Source organism: Arcobacter peruensis (assembly GCF_003711085.1).
Taxonomy (GTDB): domain Bacteria; phylum Campylobacterota; class Campylobacteria; order Campylobacterales; family Arcobacteraceae; genus Poseidonibacter; species Poseidonibacter parvus.
In genome coordinates this window covers 2,040,698-2,060,544 of record NZ_CP032363.1, presented here as the reverse complement: position 1 = coordinate 2,060,544, position 19,847 = coordinate 2,040,698, and the positions used below count along the sequence as shown (strand labels likewise).

Here is a 19,847-nt window from a genome sequence, read left to right as displayed (position 1 = left end):
AGGCAGACAATGAGTAAAATTATATGTGACTTTTGTGGAACAACAGACTCTAAAGATAATCCAGTAATAGCAGGTGATAACGCTTGTATTTGTAAAGCTTGTGTAACAGCAGCAAATGATATTATGAGTGGAAGTGTTCCAGCACAAGAAAATATTGAAAAAAAAGATGAGCTTCCAAGTAAAGAAGCACTTTTAAGAACACCTGCACAATTAAAAGCAATTTTAGATGAGTATGTAATTGGTCAAGATACAGCTAAAAAAGTTTTATCAGTTGCAGTTTATAACCACTATAAAAGAATTTTTAGACATCATGAGATTGATGATGATACGGAGTTAAATAAATCAAATGTTTTACTAATTGGACCAACAGGTTCAGGTAAAACTTTATTAGCTCAAACAATTTCTAAATATCTTGATGTTCCTTTAGCAATTGCTGATGCAACTTCTTTAACAGAAGCAGGATATGTTGGTGATGATGTTGAAAATGTTGTAACAAGACTTGTTCAAGCAGCAGGTGGAGATATTGAAAAAGCTCAAAGAGGTATTATCTTTATTGATGAAGTTGATAAAGTAGCAAGAATGAGTGAAAATAGATCAATCACTAGAGATGTTTCAGGTGAAGGAGTACAACAAGCCTTACTTAAAATAGTTGAAGGTGCAACAATTAATGTTCCTGCAAAAGGTGGAAGAAAACACCCAGGTCAAGAAGCATTACAAGTTGATACTACAAATATTTTATTTGTTTGTGGGGGAGCATTTGACGGTCTTGAAGATATAATCAAGAAAAAAGAAGGTGCAAATGTACTTGGTTTTAACCATGAAGCAAAAAGTAAGAAAAAAGATAAAGATATTGTTTCAAAAGTAGAAGCTGATGATTTAGTTAAATATGGTTTAATTCCAGAATTAATTGGTCGACTTCATATGCTAGCAACTTTAAATGAAATTACAGAAGATGATATGGTTCATATTTTAACTGAACCTAAAAATGCATTAATCAAACAATATATTAAATTATTCGAAATGGATGATGTAACGTTAAAATTTGAAAAAGCAGCTTTAAAGGAACTTGCAAGACTTGCAATTGAAAGAAAAACAGGTGCAAGAGGATTACGTTCTATTTTAGAAGATATCATGCTTGATATTATGTTTGATCTTCCAAATTATAAAAATAAAACTATTACAATAACGAAAGATGTGGTTCTTAAAACAAAAGAACCAAAAGTTGCATAAAAAGGATGATATGTGTTTTTAGATAAATTAATTGGTCTATTTTCAAGTGATATGGCTATTGACTTAGGGACTGCAAATACAATTGTTTCAGTAAAAGGAAAAGGTATCATTATAAATGAACCTTCTGTTGTTGCTGTACAAAATGATAAATATGGTCGTGATAAAATTTTAGCAGTTGGACAAGAAGCTAAACAAATGATTGGAAAAACTCCTTTGAATATTCAAGCAGTTCGTCCTATGCAAGATGGTGTTATTGCTGATTTTGAAATGACTGAAAGAATGATTAGATATTTCATTGAAAAAGCACATTCAAGAAAATCATTTATTCGTCCAAGAATCATCATTTGTATCCCTTATGGAATTACTCAAGTTGAAAGAAAAGCAGTTGAAGAATCAGCTATGAGTGCAGGTGCAAGAGAAGTATTCTTAGTAGAAGAACCAATGGCAGCTGCAATTGGTGCAGGAATTCCTGTATCAGATCCTTCTGGTTATGTAGTTGTTGATATTGGTGGAGGTACAACTGAAATTGGTGTAACTTCACTTGGTGGGCTTGTATTATCAAAGTCTATTAAAGTTGCTGGTGATAAATTTGACAAGTCAATTATCGAACATGTAAGACAAAACTTTAATCTTTATATTGGGGAGCGAACAGCTGAAAATATCAAAATTGAAATTGGAACTGCTGTAAAACTTGATACTGAATTAAAAATTAAAGTAAAAGGTAGAGATAATTCTGGCTTACTTTCAACTGTTGAACTTGGAAGTGAAGGTGTTAGGTCTGCAATTAAAGAACCTCTTAAAGAAATTGTTTCTGCTGTTCGTTCAGTATTAGAAGAGATGCCGCCTGATTTAGCAGGTGATGTTGTTGACAATGGTGTTATCTTAACAGGTGGTGGTGCTTTAATTAGAGGTATTGATGTATATCTTGCTGATATTATTAAACTTCCTGTAAAAGTTGCAGAAGATCCATTATTAGCAGTTGCTTATGGTACAAGCAATGTATTAGATGAGGATGCTTTACTTAAACTAATAACTAATGCGTAAATTCTTATTTATTATCCTTTTTCTTATAATTAGTTTGTTATATCTCTTTGAGATTGACAATCTAATTATTAAAAAATTCACATTCTTCAATGACCTTAAACTTTCTTATATAAATAAAGTAATAGGCATATCAACAACAGTTGAAAAATACTTTAATCAAGCAAGTACTATTGAAGAACTTCGAATTCAAAATAATGAATTAAAAGAGTATAAAATACTTTACACTGCAACACAAAAACAACTTGATACAATTAAAGAGTTTGTTATCACAATGGATGCAGATGAATCAAAACCAAATATTTCTTTGGCGAAAGTATTATCTTATATAAATTTTAATGATTTTACAAAAGTATGGCTTGATCAAAAAAAAGATGATAATTCTATTTTAGGATTAATAACAGAAGAGTATGCAGCAGGAATTGTAGTAAATCAAAATGGGAAATCAGTAGCACTTTTAAATGGTAATAAAGAGTGCTCTTATGCAGTTTTCATTGGAGAAGATAAGATTCCAGGAATTATCACTTCTTCAAGTGATGGTAAAAATCTACTTATTAAATATATTCCAATTTGGTCTGAAATTAAAATCGGTGATGAAGTTATAACTTCAGGCATGGATAATATATTTTTTGAAGGTTTAAAAGTAGGTAGAATTGTGGAAGAAAACACACTTCCGGATATGAGAACAGCTGTAATTAAACCTTATGCAAATGTATTAAAAAAGAAATACTTTTATACATACAAACACTATTCACATAATAAAAAAGATATAGAAAAACCTATAGAAAAAGATACAAAAGCTACTAATAAGTAGCCATTATCTTATCTACTTGATCCCAAGTCATCTTATCTTTTTTATCATCTTTTTTGAACATATTAAAAATATATCGTGCAAACATATCTGTTTCTAAATTTACTTTTGTTCCAACTTTATATCCTTTGAAAAGAGTATTTTCAATTGTATGAGGGATTACTGTAAGTCTAAAAGAATCTTCCATAACTTCATTAACAGTTAAAGAAACACCATCAATTGTAATTGAACCTTTTGGAATAATATATTTTGAATATTCACAAGGAAGGTCGATAAAAAAATCTGTAGAATTACCATTATTTTTAATAGCACTTATTGTTCCCAAGCAGTCAACATGCCCTTGAACAATATGACCTTCAAATCTATCACCCATCATCATAGCAGGTTCAATATGAACTTTATTTTTGTAGTTTTCCATTGCCAAAATCTTTTGAGATTCAGGAGATAATTCAACTGTAAAAGTATCTTTTGAAATTTTTACAACTGTTAAACACGCTCCATTAATTGCAATTGAATCACCAATTTTTGGTGAGTATTTTGCTTTTAATGTTAGGTAACTATTATTAAAACTTTCAACTTTTGCCATCTCGCGAATAAGACCTGTAAACACTTAAAAAACCTTTTGATAAAATTAAGGTATAATATCGAAAATATGTTAAGAAGCTAATTTTATCACTTATCCAAAAGCTTTATTTGCTTTTTAATAAAACCTATATTTGAAAATTCAAACATAAATAAAATACTATAAAATATAAAAGAATACATGATTTAAGGAAGAAAATGAAATATGATGTAATTGTTGTTGGTGGTGGCCACGCAGGTATTGAAGCATCACTAGCAAGTGCTAGAATGGGAAAACAAACTCTATTAATTACTATGTTAGTTGAGCAAATTGGAGCAGCTTCATGTAATCCAGCTGTTGGTGGTCTTGCAAAAGGTCACTTAGTAAGAGAGCTTGATGCAATTGGTGGAGAAATGGGTCTTTGTACAGATGCAACTGGAATTCAATTTAGAATTTTAAATGCTTCAAAAGGTGCAGCAGTTCAAGGAAGCCGTGCTCAAATTGATATGGATAAATACAGAGAATATATGAGAAAAGTTTGTCATAACACTCCTAATTTAGAAATATATCAAGATGAAGTAACAAACTTACTTGTTAAAAACGAAAATGAAGTTTACGGTGTAAAAACAAAACTTGGTGAAGAGTTTGAAGCTAAAAAAGTAATCATCACAACTGGAACTTTTATGAAAGGTTTAATCCATATTGGCCAAAGCCAATACGAAGCTGGACGAGCATGGGAATTGCCTTCTTCAACTCTTTCAACGCAATTAAAAGAACTAGGGTTAAATGTTGGACGACTTAAAACAGGAACACCTGCAAGAATTGATGGAAACTCAATAAATTTTGAAAATATGGATGCACATGGTGGAGATGTACAACCTGCACCATTTTCTTTTAGAACAAATAAAAGTGAGTTTAAACCAACACAATACCCTTGTTATATCACATATACAAATCTTGATACGCACAGCACTATTACTTCAAACTTTGATAGAGCACCACTTTTTACAGGTCAAATTCAAGGAAGTGGTCCAAGATATTGTCCAAGTATTGAAGATAAAGTAAATAGATTCTCTGAACGTGATAGACATCAGTTATTTTTAGAACCACAAACTTCAATGTGTACAGAATACTATATAAATGGTTTAAGTACCTCACTTCCTATTGATGTTCAAAAAGAGATGATTCATTCTATCTCAGGACTTGAAAATGCAAAAATTATCAGATATGGGTATGCAATTGAATACGATTATGTAGACCCAACTGAATTAAAACATACATTAGAAACAAAGAAAGTTAAAAACCTTTATAATGCAGGACAAATTAATGCAACAACAGGTTATGAAGAAGCTGCATCACAAGGTCTAATGGCAGGTATTAATGCATGTTTAGCAATTGATGGAAAAGAGCCATTTATCTTAAGACGAGATGAGGGATATATTGGAGTTTTAATTGATGATTTAGTTACAAAAGGTACTAATGAACCATATAGAATGTTTACTTCACGTGCTGAGTATAGACTTCTTTTAAGAGAAGAAAATGCAGACCTTAGACTTTCTAAATATGGTCATGACTTAGGTCTAATCGATGATGAAACATACGCAAAAGTTGAAAACAAAAGAAAAGTCTTAAATGATGCAGTTGAGTTTATGTCAAATGAATGGTTTACATCAAAAAAAGAAAACCTTGAATTACTTGAAGAAATTGGTGAAGATAAAATCAAAGATAGAGCACTTTTAATTGATATTGTAGGAAGAAACACAGTTAATAATGAAAAGTTTGATAAATTAGTTCCAAGTTTAGCAAATACAGACTCATATTTAAAAGAGCAAATTATTATTGAAGCTAAATATTATAGATATATTTTAAAGCAGCAAAAACAAATTGATAAAATGAAAAAGATGCTAAAACTAAAAATTCCTGAAAACTTTGATTTTAGAGGAATTGCGGGACTTTCAAATGAAGCTGTAGAAAAACTAGAAAAATTTAAGCCACCTACACTATTTAATGCAAGCGAAATATCAGGTATTACACCTGCTGCAATTGATATTATTCACTTAAATATAAACTTAAATAATAAAAAATAAAGGTACCACTTAGGTATCTTTATTAAAACTCAAACTTCTTTATTAAACAAAAATGATATAATAATTACTATTTAACTTTAAATTACCCTAGAAGGTTATTTTATGAATTATAAATTTAAGAAATTCTATTTATTACTACTTGTTATAGGAATTTTAAGCAGCCTAACTTTAGGTTATTTTTCGTATAAAAACTTCTTAGAAAAAGAACAAATACAATTTGATTTTCTCTCAAAAAATATTATTAAACAAATTGAAAATAGAATGGATACCTATAGAGAAATTCTTCATAGTGGTGAAGGTTTTTTTGAAGCTTCAAATGATATTAATAGAAAAGAATGGAATATATTTGTAAATAAATTACAAATTCAAAAATATTTTCCAGGTATTCAAGGTTTAGGATATAGTATTGTTTTAAAAGAAGAAGAATTACAAACAAATATAAAAAATATTAGAGAGGAAGGATTTCCTTATTACGATATTCATCCAAAAGGAAAAAGAGAGGTATACACTTCAATAATTTATATTGAGCCTTTTGACTCAAGAAATAAAAGAGCCTTTGGTTACGATATGTATTCTCAAGAACAACGACGAGAAGCTATGAATAGAACTATTGAAACAGGTTTACCTGCTCTATCTACAAAGGTTAAATTAGTTCAAGAAAATGGAACTGATGTACAAACTGGATTTCTTCTATATACACCTCATTACAAAAATACTGATTTAAATACTAAAGAACAAAGATATAAAGCAATTAAAGGTTTTGTATATGCAGTATTTAGAACAAAAGATTTTTTAAATGCAGCAATTGGTAATTCATTAGAGATTATAAATATTAAAATGTATGATGGCAATATAAAAAATGCACAGACACTTTTTTATGACTCAAGTACGAAAGAAAATAAAGACAACACCTTTGTTAATACTATAACGATGAAACTTGATGGACATTCTTGGACTTTTGAGATTTCTGCAAAAAAAGATTTTTCTGATTTTCAAAAATATATCAATGGCTTTATTTTTACAATACTTGGTTTTTTAGTTACTTTCTTAATTGCGTTATTAGTAAAAAAAGAATCTGAACTTGAGGTTGAAAATAAAACAAAAGATTTATTACACGAACAAAATACACTTTTATCACTTTTTGATAAAGGAGATATTGTACTGTTTAAGTGGGAAAGAGTTGAAATATTTAAAAATAAAATCAATTGGAATGTTACACATGCTTCAAATAGTGTTGATAAACTTTTTGGCTTTAAACCTTCAAGTTTTACAGCAAATGAAGTTAAATACAACTCTTTTGTATTCAATGAAGATATAGATAATTTTAAAAAAGAAATATTTGAAGCAATAAAAGAAAATAAAGAATTTTTTATTCATAAACCTTATAGAATTATCTCAAAAGATAAAAAAATAAAATGGGTTTCACACTATACAGTTATAAAAAAAGATACTAAAAAAAACAAACTTTATTTTATTGGATACATAATAAACATTACAGAACAAAAGAATTTAGAAGTTAATTTAATAAAAGCAAAAGAAGTAGCTGAAAATGCATCGAATGCAAAAAGTGAATTTTTATCTAATATGTCTCATGAAATAAGAACACCATTAAATGGTATTATTGGTCTTAGTAACCTTTTACTTGAAACATCATTAACAAATACACAGAAAAAATATCTAGAACAATCAAATACCTCATCTAAAGCCTTACTACATGTAATCAATGATATTTTAGATTTCTCAAAATTAGAAGTTAATAAAATTGAATTAGAGAATATCCCTTTTAAATTAGATAAGTTAATAAATGGGTCTTCTAGCTTATTTACATTTGAAGCTCAAAAAAAAGGTCTAGAATTAAATACTAAAATTCAAAACCTAGTTCCTAATAATTTAATAGGTGATCCTTTTAGAATTAATCAAATTCTTATTAACTTAATAGGAAATGCAATTAAATTTACGCAAAAAGGTTCTATAACTTTAAATGTTGAAGTAGAAGAAATCAAAAATGAAATTGTCAAATTAAGATTTGATATTATTGATTCAGGAATAGGAATTTCAAAAGATAAGCAAAACAAACTATTTAAAGGTTTTTCTCAAATTGATACTTCTAATACAAGAGAATATGGAGGAAGTGGATTAGGACTTGTTATTTCTCAAAACTTAGCTAAGTTAATGAAAGGGAATATCACGGTTAATAGTAATGAAGGAAAAGGAAGTACTTTTAGTTTTACAACTACTCTTTCACACATAAAAGAAGATGATAATTCATCATCTCAAAAGTTAAAAAAAGATGAAATTCCTAAAAAGCTTTTGGCAAAAGGAAAAGCTCTATTAGTTGAAGATAATGAAATAAATCAAATTGTTGCAAAACAAAATCTAGAAAACTTTGGATTAGAAGTCATTACTGCAATAAACGGAAAAATAGCAGTTCAAAAAGTACAAGAAGAAAATTTTGATATTATTTTCATGGATTTACAAATGCCAATTATGGATGGTTATGAAGCTAGCATGCAAATAAGAAAAATCTCTTCTACTGTTCCTATAGTAGCATTAAGTGCTGCTGTATTAGTAGAAGACTTAGCTAAGACTAAACAAGCGGGAATGAATGAGCATTTAAGTAAACCTATTGATGTAAAGAAATTGAAAGAAGTTATTATAAAATATTTAGAAACTTCATATGAAGAAAAAGGAATTAAAAAAGAAATGTCTAATTATCAGAATATTGAAGGGATAAATATTGAAGAGCTTATTACAAGATTAAATGATAATAAAGAACTTGCATATAAAATGTTAGTAAGCTTTGCAACAGAAAAGAAAGATATTGTTAATAAACTTAATAATCTGAGTATAGACTGTGATGAATTTAATTTTTTAATTCATAGTATAAAAGGTTTAAGTGGCAATTTATCTCTAAATGATGTTTACGAATATAGTAGCAAACTATATTCAAGTGATGATTTAGAAAACAAAAAAGTACTTTTAGATAAACTAAAAAGTAGTTTAACATTTATAATAAATGAAATAAATGAAAAAATAGTTAATAATTTTGATAAGCATAAAACCGTTGATTCTTTATCGGAAAATGAGATACTAAATGAACTTAAAAAGTTCAATTCTGAAATAGCAGAGGGAACATTTATTTCTAGTGAAAAAAGAAACTTCATAATAAGTCAACTTAATAAAATATCAAATGAAGAACTTGCAAAAGAATTAGAAAACTATTTATCTAATTTTGATTATAAAAATGCACAAATATTACTTAAAAAAGTTATTAGAGATTTATCTTGAAAAAAAAACATGTTCTTATAGTTGACGATGAACCTACTAATATAAATATTGTTGCTGAAATTCTACATCCATATTATGATATACGAGTTGCAACTAGTGGTAAAAATGCATTAGAAATGATAGCTAGTGAAAAACCTGATCTAATATTACTAGATATTAATATGCCTGAAATGAGTGGATATGAAGTTGCAAATGAATTAAAAAATTCTAAAAAGAATTCCAATATTCCTTTTATATTTCTAACTGCTAAAAATGATTCAAAAAGTATAGAAAAAGGTTTTAATAATGGCGCTGTTGATTATATATCAAAACCTTTCTCTAAAGAAGAACTGCAAGCTAGAGTAGCAACTCATTTAAAAATATTTGAACTTAATAACTCTCTTGAAGAAACAGTAAATACCTTAGAAATAAAAATGCAAGAAATAGATCAAACAAAAAAAGAGTTTGAAACTATTTTTGATAAATCTTTAAATGGAATTGCAATTACTGATTTAGATACTAAATTCATTACAGTAAACAACTCTTTTTGTGAAATATTAGGACTTGAAAAAGATGAATTAAAAGATAGTTATTTTTCTAGTCTTGAAGAAATTGATGAAAACATAGAGTCACAAAAAATAGTTAATTTAGTAATAAAAAATGGTTACATAGAAAATATCAATAGAAACTTTAAAATAAACAATAAAATAATTTCTATTAATATCTCTATTTCACTAATGCCAGATAGAAAAACACTTTTATATAATATTGCAGATATTACAAAATTAAAGCAAGCTCAAATTAAAATAGAACATTATATAGAAATAATGGATGAAAATATAATATATTCTACTACTGATTTAAAAGGAATAATTAAAGAAGCTTCTAATGCTTTTTGTGAAACTAGTGGTTATAAAAAAGAAGAACTTATCTCTTTTAGACATTCTATTGTAAGACATGAAGATACACCAAATGAAGTTTTTGATGATTTATGGAATACAATTGAAAAAGGCAATGTTTGGAAAGGTGAATTAAAAAATAAGAAAAAAGATGGAAGTGATTATTGGGTTGAAGCAACAATCTATCCCAATTATGACATTATAACTGGTAAAAAAACTGGATACACATCAATTAGACAAAATATTACAGATAAAAAGAGAATTGAAGAAATTTCAATTCATGATGAACTAACAAAACTATATAATAGACGTCATTTTAATAGTGTACTTTCAAATGAACTTAATAGGGCAAAAAGGGATAATAGAACTCTTTCTTTTATGATGATAGACGTTGATCATTTTAAACTTTATAATGACACTTATGGACATCAAGAAGGAGATAGAGTATTATTTGCAATTGCAAAAATATTACAATCTTTTTGTAAAAGAGCAGGAGATTTCGCTTTTAGATTAGGTGGTGAAGAGTTTGGAATTTTATTTTCAGAGCAAACAGAAGAAGAATCAGAACCATTTGCAAATTTAATAAGAGAGTCTATTCAAAACTTACAAATACCTCATATACAAAACCTTCCTTCAAAAGTAGTAACAATTTCTGCTGGATTATTAATGATATCACCAAAACAAACAATAACAGAAGATGATATTTATAAAAATGCAGACATTTTATTGTATAAAGCAAAAGAATCGGGTAGAAATAAAGTTTCTGTCTAATTAAGAAGAAAATAAAGGATTTATGTGAAAGTTTATTTATATGCAAAAAGTGGCCATGCAATAGGACTAGAAGCTACAAAAAGATGTGCTGCCATTGTAAATGAATTAAAAGAATTTGATCCTATTTTATGTACAAGTGATTTTAGAGCTGGTGCATTTGCAAAAGATTTATTAGGAATAAAAAAGTATGTAAATATTGATGTTCTAAGAAACCTATATAATATTATGGAAAAAAGAGATATTTTAATTTATGATACAGATGAAACAAATGAGTTCATGAAAAATGATATGAAACAGTTTTGTACACTTTTATATTCAGTAAATAGTGACTTATCAGATATAGTTATAGATGCATCTATTTATAACAAGAATGAAAATCCTTCTATTGAAAAGACTCTTTTTTTTGGAGATGATGACTATAATAATCTATTTTTAAATCTAGTAGAAGCATCTACAAAATATGATATCGAATTATTGATGGGACACTATTTCTTTTTAGGAAATGAAAAAATATTTAAAAATCATTTTTCTAAAATAATTGATGAAGAAGAGTATGTAGAAACTATTCAAAATAGTAAATATCTTTTAACAGCATCGTTACAAACTGCTTTAGAATCAATTGCCTGTGGAAATAAAGCAGTTTTATTTAAAAGAGAAGATAAAACTTATAATGAAAAATTAATCTCTAAAATAAATTTACCAATAATAGAAGAAAGTAACTTAGAAAAAATTATCGAAAATTTTGAAACTATTATAAAAAACTATCCACAAATAGAAAATTTCAATAATACAAATTTAAAAGATATTCAATTAAATATTAAAGAAAAACTCGAAGAATAGAACCGGCTTGTAGGACAATAATAAAAAACATATCAAACTATTATAAGTTATAATTATAATAGTTTATGCTTATTATAAGCTAGGTTTATATAAAATTACAAAAGAATTATAATAAAGGCTTTTTAATGAAAGAAAAAAATAAATTTTTAGACAAAATACCTTACAGAATAAAAAGATATTATGGATATGCATTAGCAACTATAATTTCACTTGCATTACCATTTATAACAATTGGTGGGAATCATATCTTTTTATTATCGTTTGACAAGAAACAACTACATTTATTAGGTACTGCATTTGATATGCAAGAATTATACTTAATGCCATTTTTACTAATGCTTCTATTCCTAGGAATATTTGCTGCAACTTCACTAGGTGGTCGTGCTTGGTGTGGATGGGCATGTCCACAGACTATTTTTAGAGTTATATACAGAGATTTAATTGAGTCTAAATTACTAGGCTTACGAAGAATTAAGAATAAACAAAAAGACCCAGATTATTCAAAACCTAAGAATGCTTCAAAAAGAGTTATTGCTATGTTAATTTGGTCATTTTTATCATTATTAGCAGCTTCTAACTTTATGTGGTTTTTTATTCCACCAGAAGATTTCTTCGCTTATATACAAAACCCAACTGAGCATATGGTTTTAATTGGTTTTGTACTTGGAATCGCTGCATTTATTATATATGATGGAATTTTCTTGAAAGAAGATTTCTGTATTTATATCTGTCCTTACTCAAGAGTTCAATCTGTTTTATATGATGAAGATACATATCAAGCTATTTACTCAACTAAAAGAGGTGGAGATATTTATAATGATGATAAAGAAAAAATCATCTTTAAAGCAAAAGATTTACCTGTAGATACAAATGAATGTACAACATGTGAAGCATGTGTTACTGTTTGTCCTACACATATTGATATTAGAAAAGGTACACAACTTGAATGTATTAACTGTCTAGAATGTGTTGATGCATGTACTACTGTTATGGGAAAACTTGGTAAACCTTCACTTGTTCAATGGTCAAGTACAAATACAATAAAAAGAGATATTCCAACAAAAATCATCAGAAAACAAACTATTATGTATGCAGTTGCTTTATTAATTGTTATTGCTTTATTATTTGTAATGGGTGGTAAAAAAGAGTACATGTTATTAAATGTAAATAAAACTACTCAATTATATAAAGTAAAAGAAAATAATGTAGTTACTAATAACTTCTTATTATTATTCCAAAATACTGAATCTAAACCTTTAACATACAATCTTGAGGTTTTAGACCATGATGAAATTAAAATAAAAAGATTTAAACCTTTTACTTTAAGTCCAGGTAAAATGGCAAAAAAAGTTGTAATACTTGAAACAAATAAAGTTCTAGTTGAAAATTCAACAAAAGATACTCCTATTGCAGTAACTTTAAAAGCTTATGCACAAGAAGATCCAGAAAAAGTAGTGGTATTTAGAAAAGCTGTATTTATGTACCCTAGGTTTGACAAACTAAAATAACTTCATAAAAGACAAGTTTATATTTTATAAACTTGTCTATACTCTAAAAAAAACATAAGTTATTTAACTTATTTATCAACAAAAACTAGCTACAATCGCGAATATAATTATTAACAAAATTCATTGGAGTATTTTAAATGACTAAATTCATCTTCGTAACAGGTGGGGTTCTAAGTTCACTAGGAAAAGGAATCACCGCAGCATCAATTGCAACAATCTTAAAACAATCAGGATTTAAAGTATCTATGCTTAAAATCGACCCATACTTAAATGTAGATCCAGGAACTATGAGTCCATTAGAGCATGGAGAAGTTTTCGTAACAGCAGATGGTGCTGAAACTGATTTAGATTTAGGAAATTACGAAAGATTTATTGATACTACTTTAACTGCACAAAATAACTTTACTACAGGTCAAGTTTACCAAAGTGTAATTAAAAGAGAAAGAGAGGGTGGTTACTTAGGAAAAACTATTCAAGTAATCCCTCACGTAGTAGATGAAATTAAAGATAGAATTTATGCAGCTGCCGAAGGTTATGAATTTTTAATTGTTGAATTAGGTGGAACAGTTGGAGATATCGAAGGTTTACCTTTTATGGAATCTATTCGTGCAATAAGACATGAACTTCCAAAAACAAATACTATGAATATTCATGTTACATTAATTCCATACATAGCAGCAGCAGGTGAGCTTAAAACAAAACCAACACAACATTCTGTTCAAGAATTAAGAAGAATTGGTATTACTCCACATATGTTAGTTTGTAGAACAGAAAGAAGTCTTCCAAAGAATTTAAAAGCAAAATTAGCAATGTCTTGTGATATTGACAATAATGCAGTAATTGAAGCAGGTGATGCACAATCTATTTATCAAGTTCCATTACACTTTATTAAAGAAGGAATCATTAATCCTTTATCAGACCACTTCAACATTAAAATCAAACCAAATATGGAAAAATGGGATACTTTAGTTAAAAATATTTTAGTACCAAAAGATGAACTTACAATTGCTTTTGTTGGTAAATACTTAGAATTAAAAGAATCTTACAAATCATTAACAGAAGCACTAATTCACAGTGGAGCACACTTAAATACAAAAGTAAATATACACTGGTGTGATTCTGAAAAAATTGAAGTTCACGGAGCTTACGATATTATTGGAAATTCAGATGCAGTATTAGTTGCAGGTGGATTTGGAGAAAGAGGAGTTGAAGGTAAACTTCAAGCTATTCAATATGCAAGAGAAAATAAAATACCATATTTAGGTATTTGTTTAGGAATGCAATTAGCAGTAATTGAGTATGCTAGAAATGTACTTGAAATTGAAGATGCAAACTCTATTGAATTTGATGCAAATACAGCTAATCCTTTAATTTATTTAATTGATGAATTTATGGATCAAAGTGGACAAAAACAACTAAGAACACATAAATCACCAATGGGTGGAACTATGAGATTAGGTGAATATCCATTTGAGCCATTAAAAGGTACAAAACTTCAAAAAGCTTATGGAAATGAAGAAATCTATCATGAAAGACATAGACATAGATATGAAGCAAATCCAAAATATAAAGATGCACTTGAAGAAGCTGGAATGATTATTTCAGGACAATCAAACGGCTTAATTGAAGCAGTTGAGATTAAAGATCATCCATGGTTTGTAGGTGTTCAATTCCACCCTGAATTTACATCACATTTAGAAACTCCGAACCCAATTATTTTTGAGTTTGTAAAACAAGCTAATAAAAAAGCTTAATGTCAAAAGTCACTAAAAATAGACTTTTTGAACTCCTTTCTGCTAGACATTCGAATAACCCATATTCGCGTCTAGCAGATATTCCCCCACCTGATAATTTTAAAGATATAAAAAAAGCAACTTCTAGAATTAAGACTGCAATTTTAAATCAAGAAACAATTACTATTGTTGGAGATTACGATGTTGATGGCGTTGTTTCAACTACAATTATGGTTGACTTTTTTAAAAAGATTAATGTAAAAATAGACTACATAATCCCAAATAGATTTGAGCATGGCTATGGATTATCTCCTATGATTGTTGATATGATTGACGATGGTCTTGTAATAACAGTTGATAATGGAATATCAGCCATGCCAGCTGCACTAAAACTAAAAGAAAAAGGTATTGATTTAATAATAACTGATCATCATACAGTTGGAGAGCAAATACCTTATGCTTATGCAATTGTAAATCCAAAACAAGAAGATTGTACTTTTGAGTTTAAAGATATCTGTGGAGCTCAAGTTGCTTGGTATTTATGTGCATCAATTAAAAAAGAGCTAAACCTTGATGTAAAAATGACAGACTTTTTAGACCTTCTTTGTGTTGCTATTATTGCAGATATTATGCCAATGACAGCACTTAACCACACTCTTGTTAAACAAGGTCTTAAAAAAATTAAAACCTCTCCTAGAGAAGCATTTAAGAAATTAAATGAAGTTATGAGTAAGCAAGCTTTTGTATCAGATGATATTGGCTTTTTTATAGCTCCTAAGATAAATAGTGCAGGAAGAATGGAAGATGCAAGTATTGCCCTAGAGTTTCTTCTTTCAAAAACATCATATCAAGCAAATGAATCTTTACAAATGTTAGAAGAGCTGAATAATTTTAGAAAAACACTACAAGAGGAAATCACAAAAAAAGCAGAAGCAAAAACAGATAAAAATGACAATGCCGTAATTGTTTGGGGAGAAGATTGGCATGAAGGCGTTATAGGAATTGTTGCTTCAAAATTATCAAACTCTTTTAAAAAACCTGCTTTTATTTTTTCATTGAATAATGCAATTGCAAAAGGAAGTGCAAGAGCAAATGCAAATATAAATCTTCATACAATAATAACAAAAGCATCACACTTACTTATAGGTTATGGTGGACATAAAAATGCAGCTGGTCTTTCAATGAAAGAAGAAAACCTAGAAGAGTTTAAAGCTATTATAAACAAAGAACTAGAAGAACATAAGAATGATTTACATATAGAACCAACAACTTTAGGTGAACTTGATGTTTCCTCTGTAGATTTACAATTTATAGATATTATTGACCAATTTGAGCCATACGGTTTAGAAAACCTAAAACCTATTTTTAGAATATCAAATGTTTCACTTGTAAAATGCACTTTATTAGGAAAAGATAAAAATCATATGAAGCTAATGCTAAATTGTGATGGAGTTATTTTTGAAGCATTAAAATTTAATGATTCTAATAGTGACTTACCAAGTAGTTTTGATTTAATAGTATCTGTTAGTAAAAATGAGTTTAGAGGAGAAGTTACTCCTCAATTTTTAATACAAGAAATTATTTTATAGTAGTTCTATAACACTACATGAGGACGGATAACAGGAGTTATATTATCTGTACCCTCAAGCTGTATAATCTCTTCATCAATACCTGTTCTTTCATATGATGAAGCTAATATATTTCCAGTTCTTATATCAATTAATTTAATAAATAAATTTAAACTTCTACTAGTAATTGAATAAGTTCCAACTACAGCATATCTTTCTTTATCTACTTTAGTAGAAACAATTTCACTTTGTTTTCTAGTTAATAAATTAAATCCAGTAGGACCTAGTTCAAACTCTTTACTAAATTCAACTTCTCTAACTATAATATTTAAAGATACTAGTCTATCTTTTAAAATATCAGCTAATAAAAAACCTAACTCTGATCTATTTTTTAACTTATCTAAATTAACAAAATCTGAAACTAATACAATATCATCAATCATAGTATGACTTTTGATTTTTTTAGCTGATTCATCAACTAATTGGGAAACTAGTGAGTGAAAATCATTTGTTCCATTAATTAAATTTTTATGGGTACATGAACTTAAAAATAAAGCTAAAAAGCTAGATAAAAATACTAGCTTTACTACTTTACTAAATCTAAAAAGCATTTACTTATCGTTCTTTTATTATATTTATTGTTCTTGCTGGTTTACAATCTTTAAACAACATACAATCATTCATTCTTTTATGATTATAAGTAGCTCTTGAGCTTGAAATAATTTTTCCTGTAATATTATCAATTACTCTTGCATTTAACATTACTTTTCCATATTGTCTAGAATAAGTTCCAACAACTACATAAGTATTTGGTATTTTATTTTTAAGCTTATTAGTTTTTCTAGTAATGAAATATTCACCTTCATCGTTTACAGAAACTGCTAATTGACCTCTAAATTCAATAATATTAAAACCTCTATTTGATAATTCATCAATTAAACTTTCACTTACAACTCTACCAAATTCAGTAGTTTTTTTGAATTCATCAAGTCTTACAAATGAAGTTATAAGCACAGGTTTATGTGTATTCATTTTTTGATTTCTCATCATTTGAGTAGCTAAAGAGGAGATTGTACCTTCTAATGTATCTTGAGTAGTTACATATCTTTGTTTATCTTGTGCGATTTCAAGATGTTGTTTTGTAGTTTGAACTTTGTTATACTCTTTTAAAACTTCACCATCAACAGACGTACTTGTAATCTCATTTTTGTATGTACATCCAGATATAACAAATGCCATTAAAGTAGCTATTACACCTACTTTAGAAATACTTTTAAACATTAAAAACCCCTTTTACTAATTCTTTAAATTTTATTTAAACTTTGCTTATATACTCTTGAAAAGATTATTTTTTATTACTATTAAGTACTATTTTAATGCATATTTATTCACCTTTAATTATAATTAGAAAAACAAAAGGATTTTTATGCCAAAAGTTGTATTACCTATTTCAAATGGTTTTGAAGAAATTGAAGCAATAACAGTTATTGATGTGTGTAGAAGAGCAAATATTGAAGTTACAATTGCAGCACTTGAAAATATTCAAACAACAGGTGCATCAAATATAAAAATCGAAGCTAATTGTATGATTGAAGATATAAATTCAATTGATTATGACATGATTGTTTTACCAGGTGGACTTCCAAATGCTTTTACTTTAGCAGAAAATAAAAAAGTACAATCACTTTTAAAAGAGTTTAAAAATCAAAATAAAGATATTGGTGCAATTTGTGCAGCACCTTATGCCTTACATAAAGCAGAAGTTTTAAATACAAACTATACTTGTTATCCAAGTTTTGAAGAAAAAATAAAAGAAGATGGTTACCATTTAGAAGATGCAGTTGTAATTGATGGAAAAGTAATTACATCAAGAGGTCCAGGAACTGCCATGAGTTTTGCACTTGAAATAGTAAATATTCTTTGTGGAAATGAAGTTTATGAAAATGTGAAAAAAGGCTTACTTTTTAAATAGTTCTTTTAGATTATTTCTATGTCATTCAAATGTAATCATAACTTAATATGCTTTTTGTATGAAATACAAAAGCATATTTATATCAGATATACATCTTGGGACAAAATTCTCAAAAGCAAAACAGCTATTAAACTTTTTAAAACATAATGAAAGTGAAAACTTAATCTTAGTAGGAGATATTATTGATGGATGGGCAATTAAAAGAAAATTTATATGGCCTCAAACACACTCAGATGTAATCCAAAAAATATTGAAGAAAGCTAGAAAAGGAACAAAAGTAACCTTTATAACGGGTAATCATGATGAGTTTATAAGACCTTTTGTTCCTTTAATTCTTGGCGATTCTTTAGAAATAACAAACGAACTTGATTATTTTGGAATTAATGGAAAAAAATATTATGTAACTCATGGTGATTTTTTTGATTCAATTACCATGACTAAAAAATGGTTAGCAATACTTGGTGATTATGGATATGATTTACTACTTCATTTAAATTCACTCTTAAATTTTTTAAGAAGAAAAATAGGCATTCAAAAATATTGGTCACTATCAAAATACGTAAAAGATAGTGTTAAATCTTCTGTCTCTTTTATTAATGATTTTGAAACTGTACTTTCAAATCACGCAAAAAATAAAGGATATGATGGTATTATTTGTGGACATATTCACAAAGCAGAGATTAGAGATATTGATTCAATACAATATCTAAATTGTGGTGATTGGGTTGAATCTTGTACAGCAGTAGTAGAAACATATGATGGAGAATTTAAAATTATAAATTGGTTAGATAAATGAATTTAGCACTAGCATTAGGTGGAGGAGCTGCACGTGGAGCTTTTCACTTAGGATTTTTACATTATTGCGAGCAAAATAATATTGAAATTCATGCATATAGTGGCTCCTCTATTGGAAGTATTATTTCATGTTCACATGCAAGTGGAGTAAGTGCTAAAGAACAATTAAAAATATTTTCTTCAAAAGATATAAGACAAGTTTTAAAATTTAACTATTTTAAAAATGGTCTTTTAAAAATTGATAATTCAAATAAAATCATTAAAGAGCTTTTACCTATTTCTAAAATTGAAGATATTCCAAAACCAGTTTTTGTAAATGCTTATGATTTAAAAAAAAGAGAATTACACTATTTTAATAGTGGAGATACTATTACTTTATGTATGGCTTCAAGTGCAATTGTTCCATTATTTAAACCAGTTAAATACAAAGATATGTACTTAATTGATGGTGGATTATTTGATAATATTCCTATAAAACCACTTGAAAACAAAAACTATGACATCTTTGCAATTGATTTATTTCCAAAAAAATATGCAAATCCATTACTTAGATTAAATCCAGTAAAAATTATAAAAAGAAAACTTTTTACACAACTTTATACAAACTATAAATACTCTCTTGAAAACACCGACTACTACCTTGGAAGCAGTCATATAAGAGATTTTGCCTTATATAGTTTTAAAGAAATTGAAGATTGTTTTAATCTTGGAGTTAAAGAAGCTAAAAAACATTTTTTAGATATACTCTCTTAATAAAATACAA

General features: G+C 27.7%; 16 protein-coding genes. 13 read left to right on the top strand and 3 right to left on the bottom strand.

The genetic code is table 11. The features are described from left to right. Positions 1-9: 9 nt before the first annotated feature. The 3 genes from clpX to mreC are packed head-to-tail and all read left to right on the top strand — an operon-like array spanning position 10 to position 3,085. On the top strand, positions 10-1,230 hold the full coding sequence (clpX, locus tag D3Z07_RS10370; protein WP_122893821.1) for an ATP-dependent Clp protease ATP-binding subunit ClpX: 1,221 nt from the start codon (positions 10-12) through the stop codon (positions 1,228-1,230). Between the two features lie 12 nt (positions 1,231-1,242). Beyond that, the gene (locus D3Z07_RS10365) at positions 1,243-2,274 is read left to right on the top strand and encodes a rod shape-determining protein (RefSeq protein WP_076088973.1); all 1,032 of its coding nucleotides are present in this window, start codon (positions 1,243-1,245) and stop codon (positions 2,272-2,274) included. A gap of 34 nt (positions 2,275-2,308) precedes the next feature. Then, entirely contained in the window at positions 2,309-3,085 is a 777-nt protein-coding gene (gene mreC / locus D3Z07_RS10360; protein WP_237671623.1) for a rod shape-determining protein MreC, read from the top strand. Here mreC and ribE read toward each other — a convergent pair. After that, complete coding sequence (ribE, locus tag D3Z07_RS10355; RefSeq protein ID WP_122893820.1) at positions 3,075-3,692, bottom strand: riboflavin synthase; 618 nt, start codon at positions 3,690-3,692, stop codon at positions 3,075-3,077. The genes mreC and ribE overlap by 11 nt on opposite strands. A gap of 170 nt (positions 3,693-3,862) precedes the next feature. On the opposite strand from ribE, the gene mnmG reads away from it, so the two are divergent. From mnmG to recJ, 7 genes are all read left to right on the top strand, one after another. Further along, on the top strand, positions 3,863-5,731 hold the full coding sequence (mnmG, locus tag D3Z07_RS10350) for a tRNA uridine-5-carboxymethylaminomethyl(34) synthesis enzyme MnmG (protein ID WP_122893819.1): 1,869 nt from the start codon (positions 3,863-3,865) through the stop codon (positions 5,729-5,731). 102 nt (positions 5,732-5,833) lie between these two features. Beyond that, positions 5,834-9,019, top strand: a complete 3,186-nt coding sequence (locus tag D3Z07_RS10345; RefSeq protein WP_122893818.1) for a CHASE domain-containing protein — start codon at positions 5,834-5,836, stop codon at positions 9,017-9,019. Continuing rightward, complete coding sequence (locus D3Z07_RS10340; RefSeq protein ID WP_122893817.1) at positions 9,016-10,668, top strand: GGDEF domain-containing response regulator; 1,653 nt, start codon at positions 9,016-9,018, stop codon at positions 10,666-10,668. The genes D3Z07_RS10345 and D3Z07_RS10340 overlap by 4 nt, the downstream gene beginning before the upstream one ends. Positions 10,669-10,692: 24 nt before the next feature. Next, positions 10,693-11,508: a hypothetical protein gene (locus D3Z07_RS10335; protein WP_122893816.1), complete on the top strand. Its 816-nt coding sequence runs from the start codon at positions 10,693-10,695 to the stop codon at positions 11,506-11,508. A 125-nt stretch (positions 11,509-11,633) separates the two neighbouring features. Continuing rightward, the gene (ccoG, locus tag D3Z07_RS10330) at positions 11,634-13,016 is read left to right on the top strand and encodes a cytochrome c oxidase accessory protein CcoG (RefSeq protein ID WP_076088989.1); all 1,383 of its coding nucleotides are present in this window, start codon (positions 11,634-11,636) and stop codon (positions 13,014-13,016) included. Between the two features lie 137 nt (positions 13,017-13,153). Continuing rightward, positions 13,154-14,770, top strand: a complete 1,617-nt coding sequence (locus D3Z07_RS10325; RefSeq protein WP_076088991.1) for a CTP synthase — start codon at positions 13,154-13,156, stop codon at positions 14,768-14,770. After that, positions 14,770-16,338: a single-stranded-DNA-specific exonuclease RecJ gene (recJ, locus tag D3Z07_RS10320; protein ID WP_122893815.1), complete on the top strand. Its 1,569-nt coding sequence runs from the start codon at positions 14,770-14,772 to the stop codon at positions 16,336-16,338. Before D3Z07_RS10325 ends, recJ begins: the two co-directional genes overlap by 1 nt. Before the next feature lie 5 nt (positions 16,339-16,343). On the opposite strand, the gene D3Z07_RS10315 is transcribed toward recJ, so the two are convergent. Both D3Z07_RS10315 and D3Z07_RS10310 read right to left on the bottom strand, forming a co-directional pair. Further along, positions 16,344-16,928, bottom strand: coding sequence for a FlgO family outer membrane protein (locus D3Z07_RS10315; protein WP_076088995.1), 585 nt, complete (start codon positions 16,926-16,928; stop codon positions 16,344-16,346). Between the two features lie 4 nt (positions 16,929-16,932). Further along, positions 16,933-17,598, bottom strand: a complete 666-nt coding sequence (locus tag D3Z07_RS10310) for a FlgO family outer membrane protein (RefSeq protein ID WP_122893814.1) — start codon at positions 17,596-17,598, stop codon at positions 16,933-16,935. Positions 17,599-17,743: 145 nt separating this feature from the next. On the opposite strand from D3Z07_RS10310, the gene D3Z07_RS10305 reads away from it, so the two are divergent. Genes D3Z07_RS10305 through D3Z07_RS10295 form a run of 3 tightly spaced genes read left to right on the top strand, consistent with a single transcriptional unit; the run spans position 17,744 to position 19,837 of the window. Beyond that, positions 17,744-18,289, top strand: coding sequence for a DJ-1 family glyoxalase III (locus D3Z07_RS10305; RefSeq protein WP_122893813.1), 546 nt, complete (start codon positions 17,744-17,746; stop codon positions 18,287-18,289). 58 nt (positions 18,290-18,347) lie between these two features. Next, positions 18,348-19,085 (top strand): UDP-2,3-diacylglucosamine diphosphatase, encoded by a 738-nt coding sequence (locus D3Z07_RS10300; protein ID WP_076089001.1) that lies wholly within the window; start codon positions 18,348-18,350, stop codon positions 19,083-19,085. Next, the gene (locus D3Z07_RS10295) at positions 19,082-19,837 is read left to right on the top strand and encodes a patatin-like phospholipase family protein (protein WP_122893812.1); all 756 of its coding nucleotides are present in this window, start codon (positions 19,082-19,084) and stop codon (positions 19,835-19,837) included. The genes D3Z07_RS10300 and D3Z07_RS10295 overlap by 4 nt, the downstream gene beginning before the upstream one ends. Positions 19,838-19,847 lie beyond the last annotated feature (10 nt).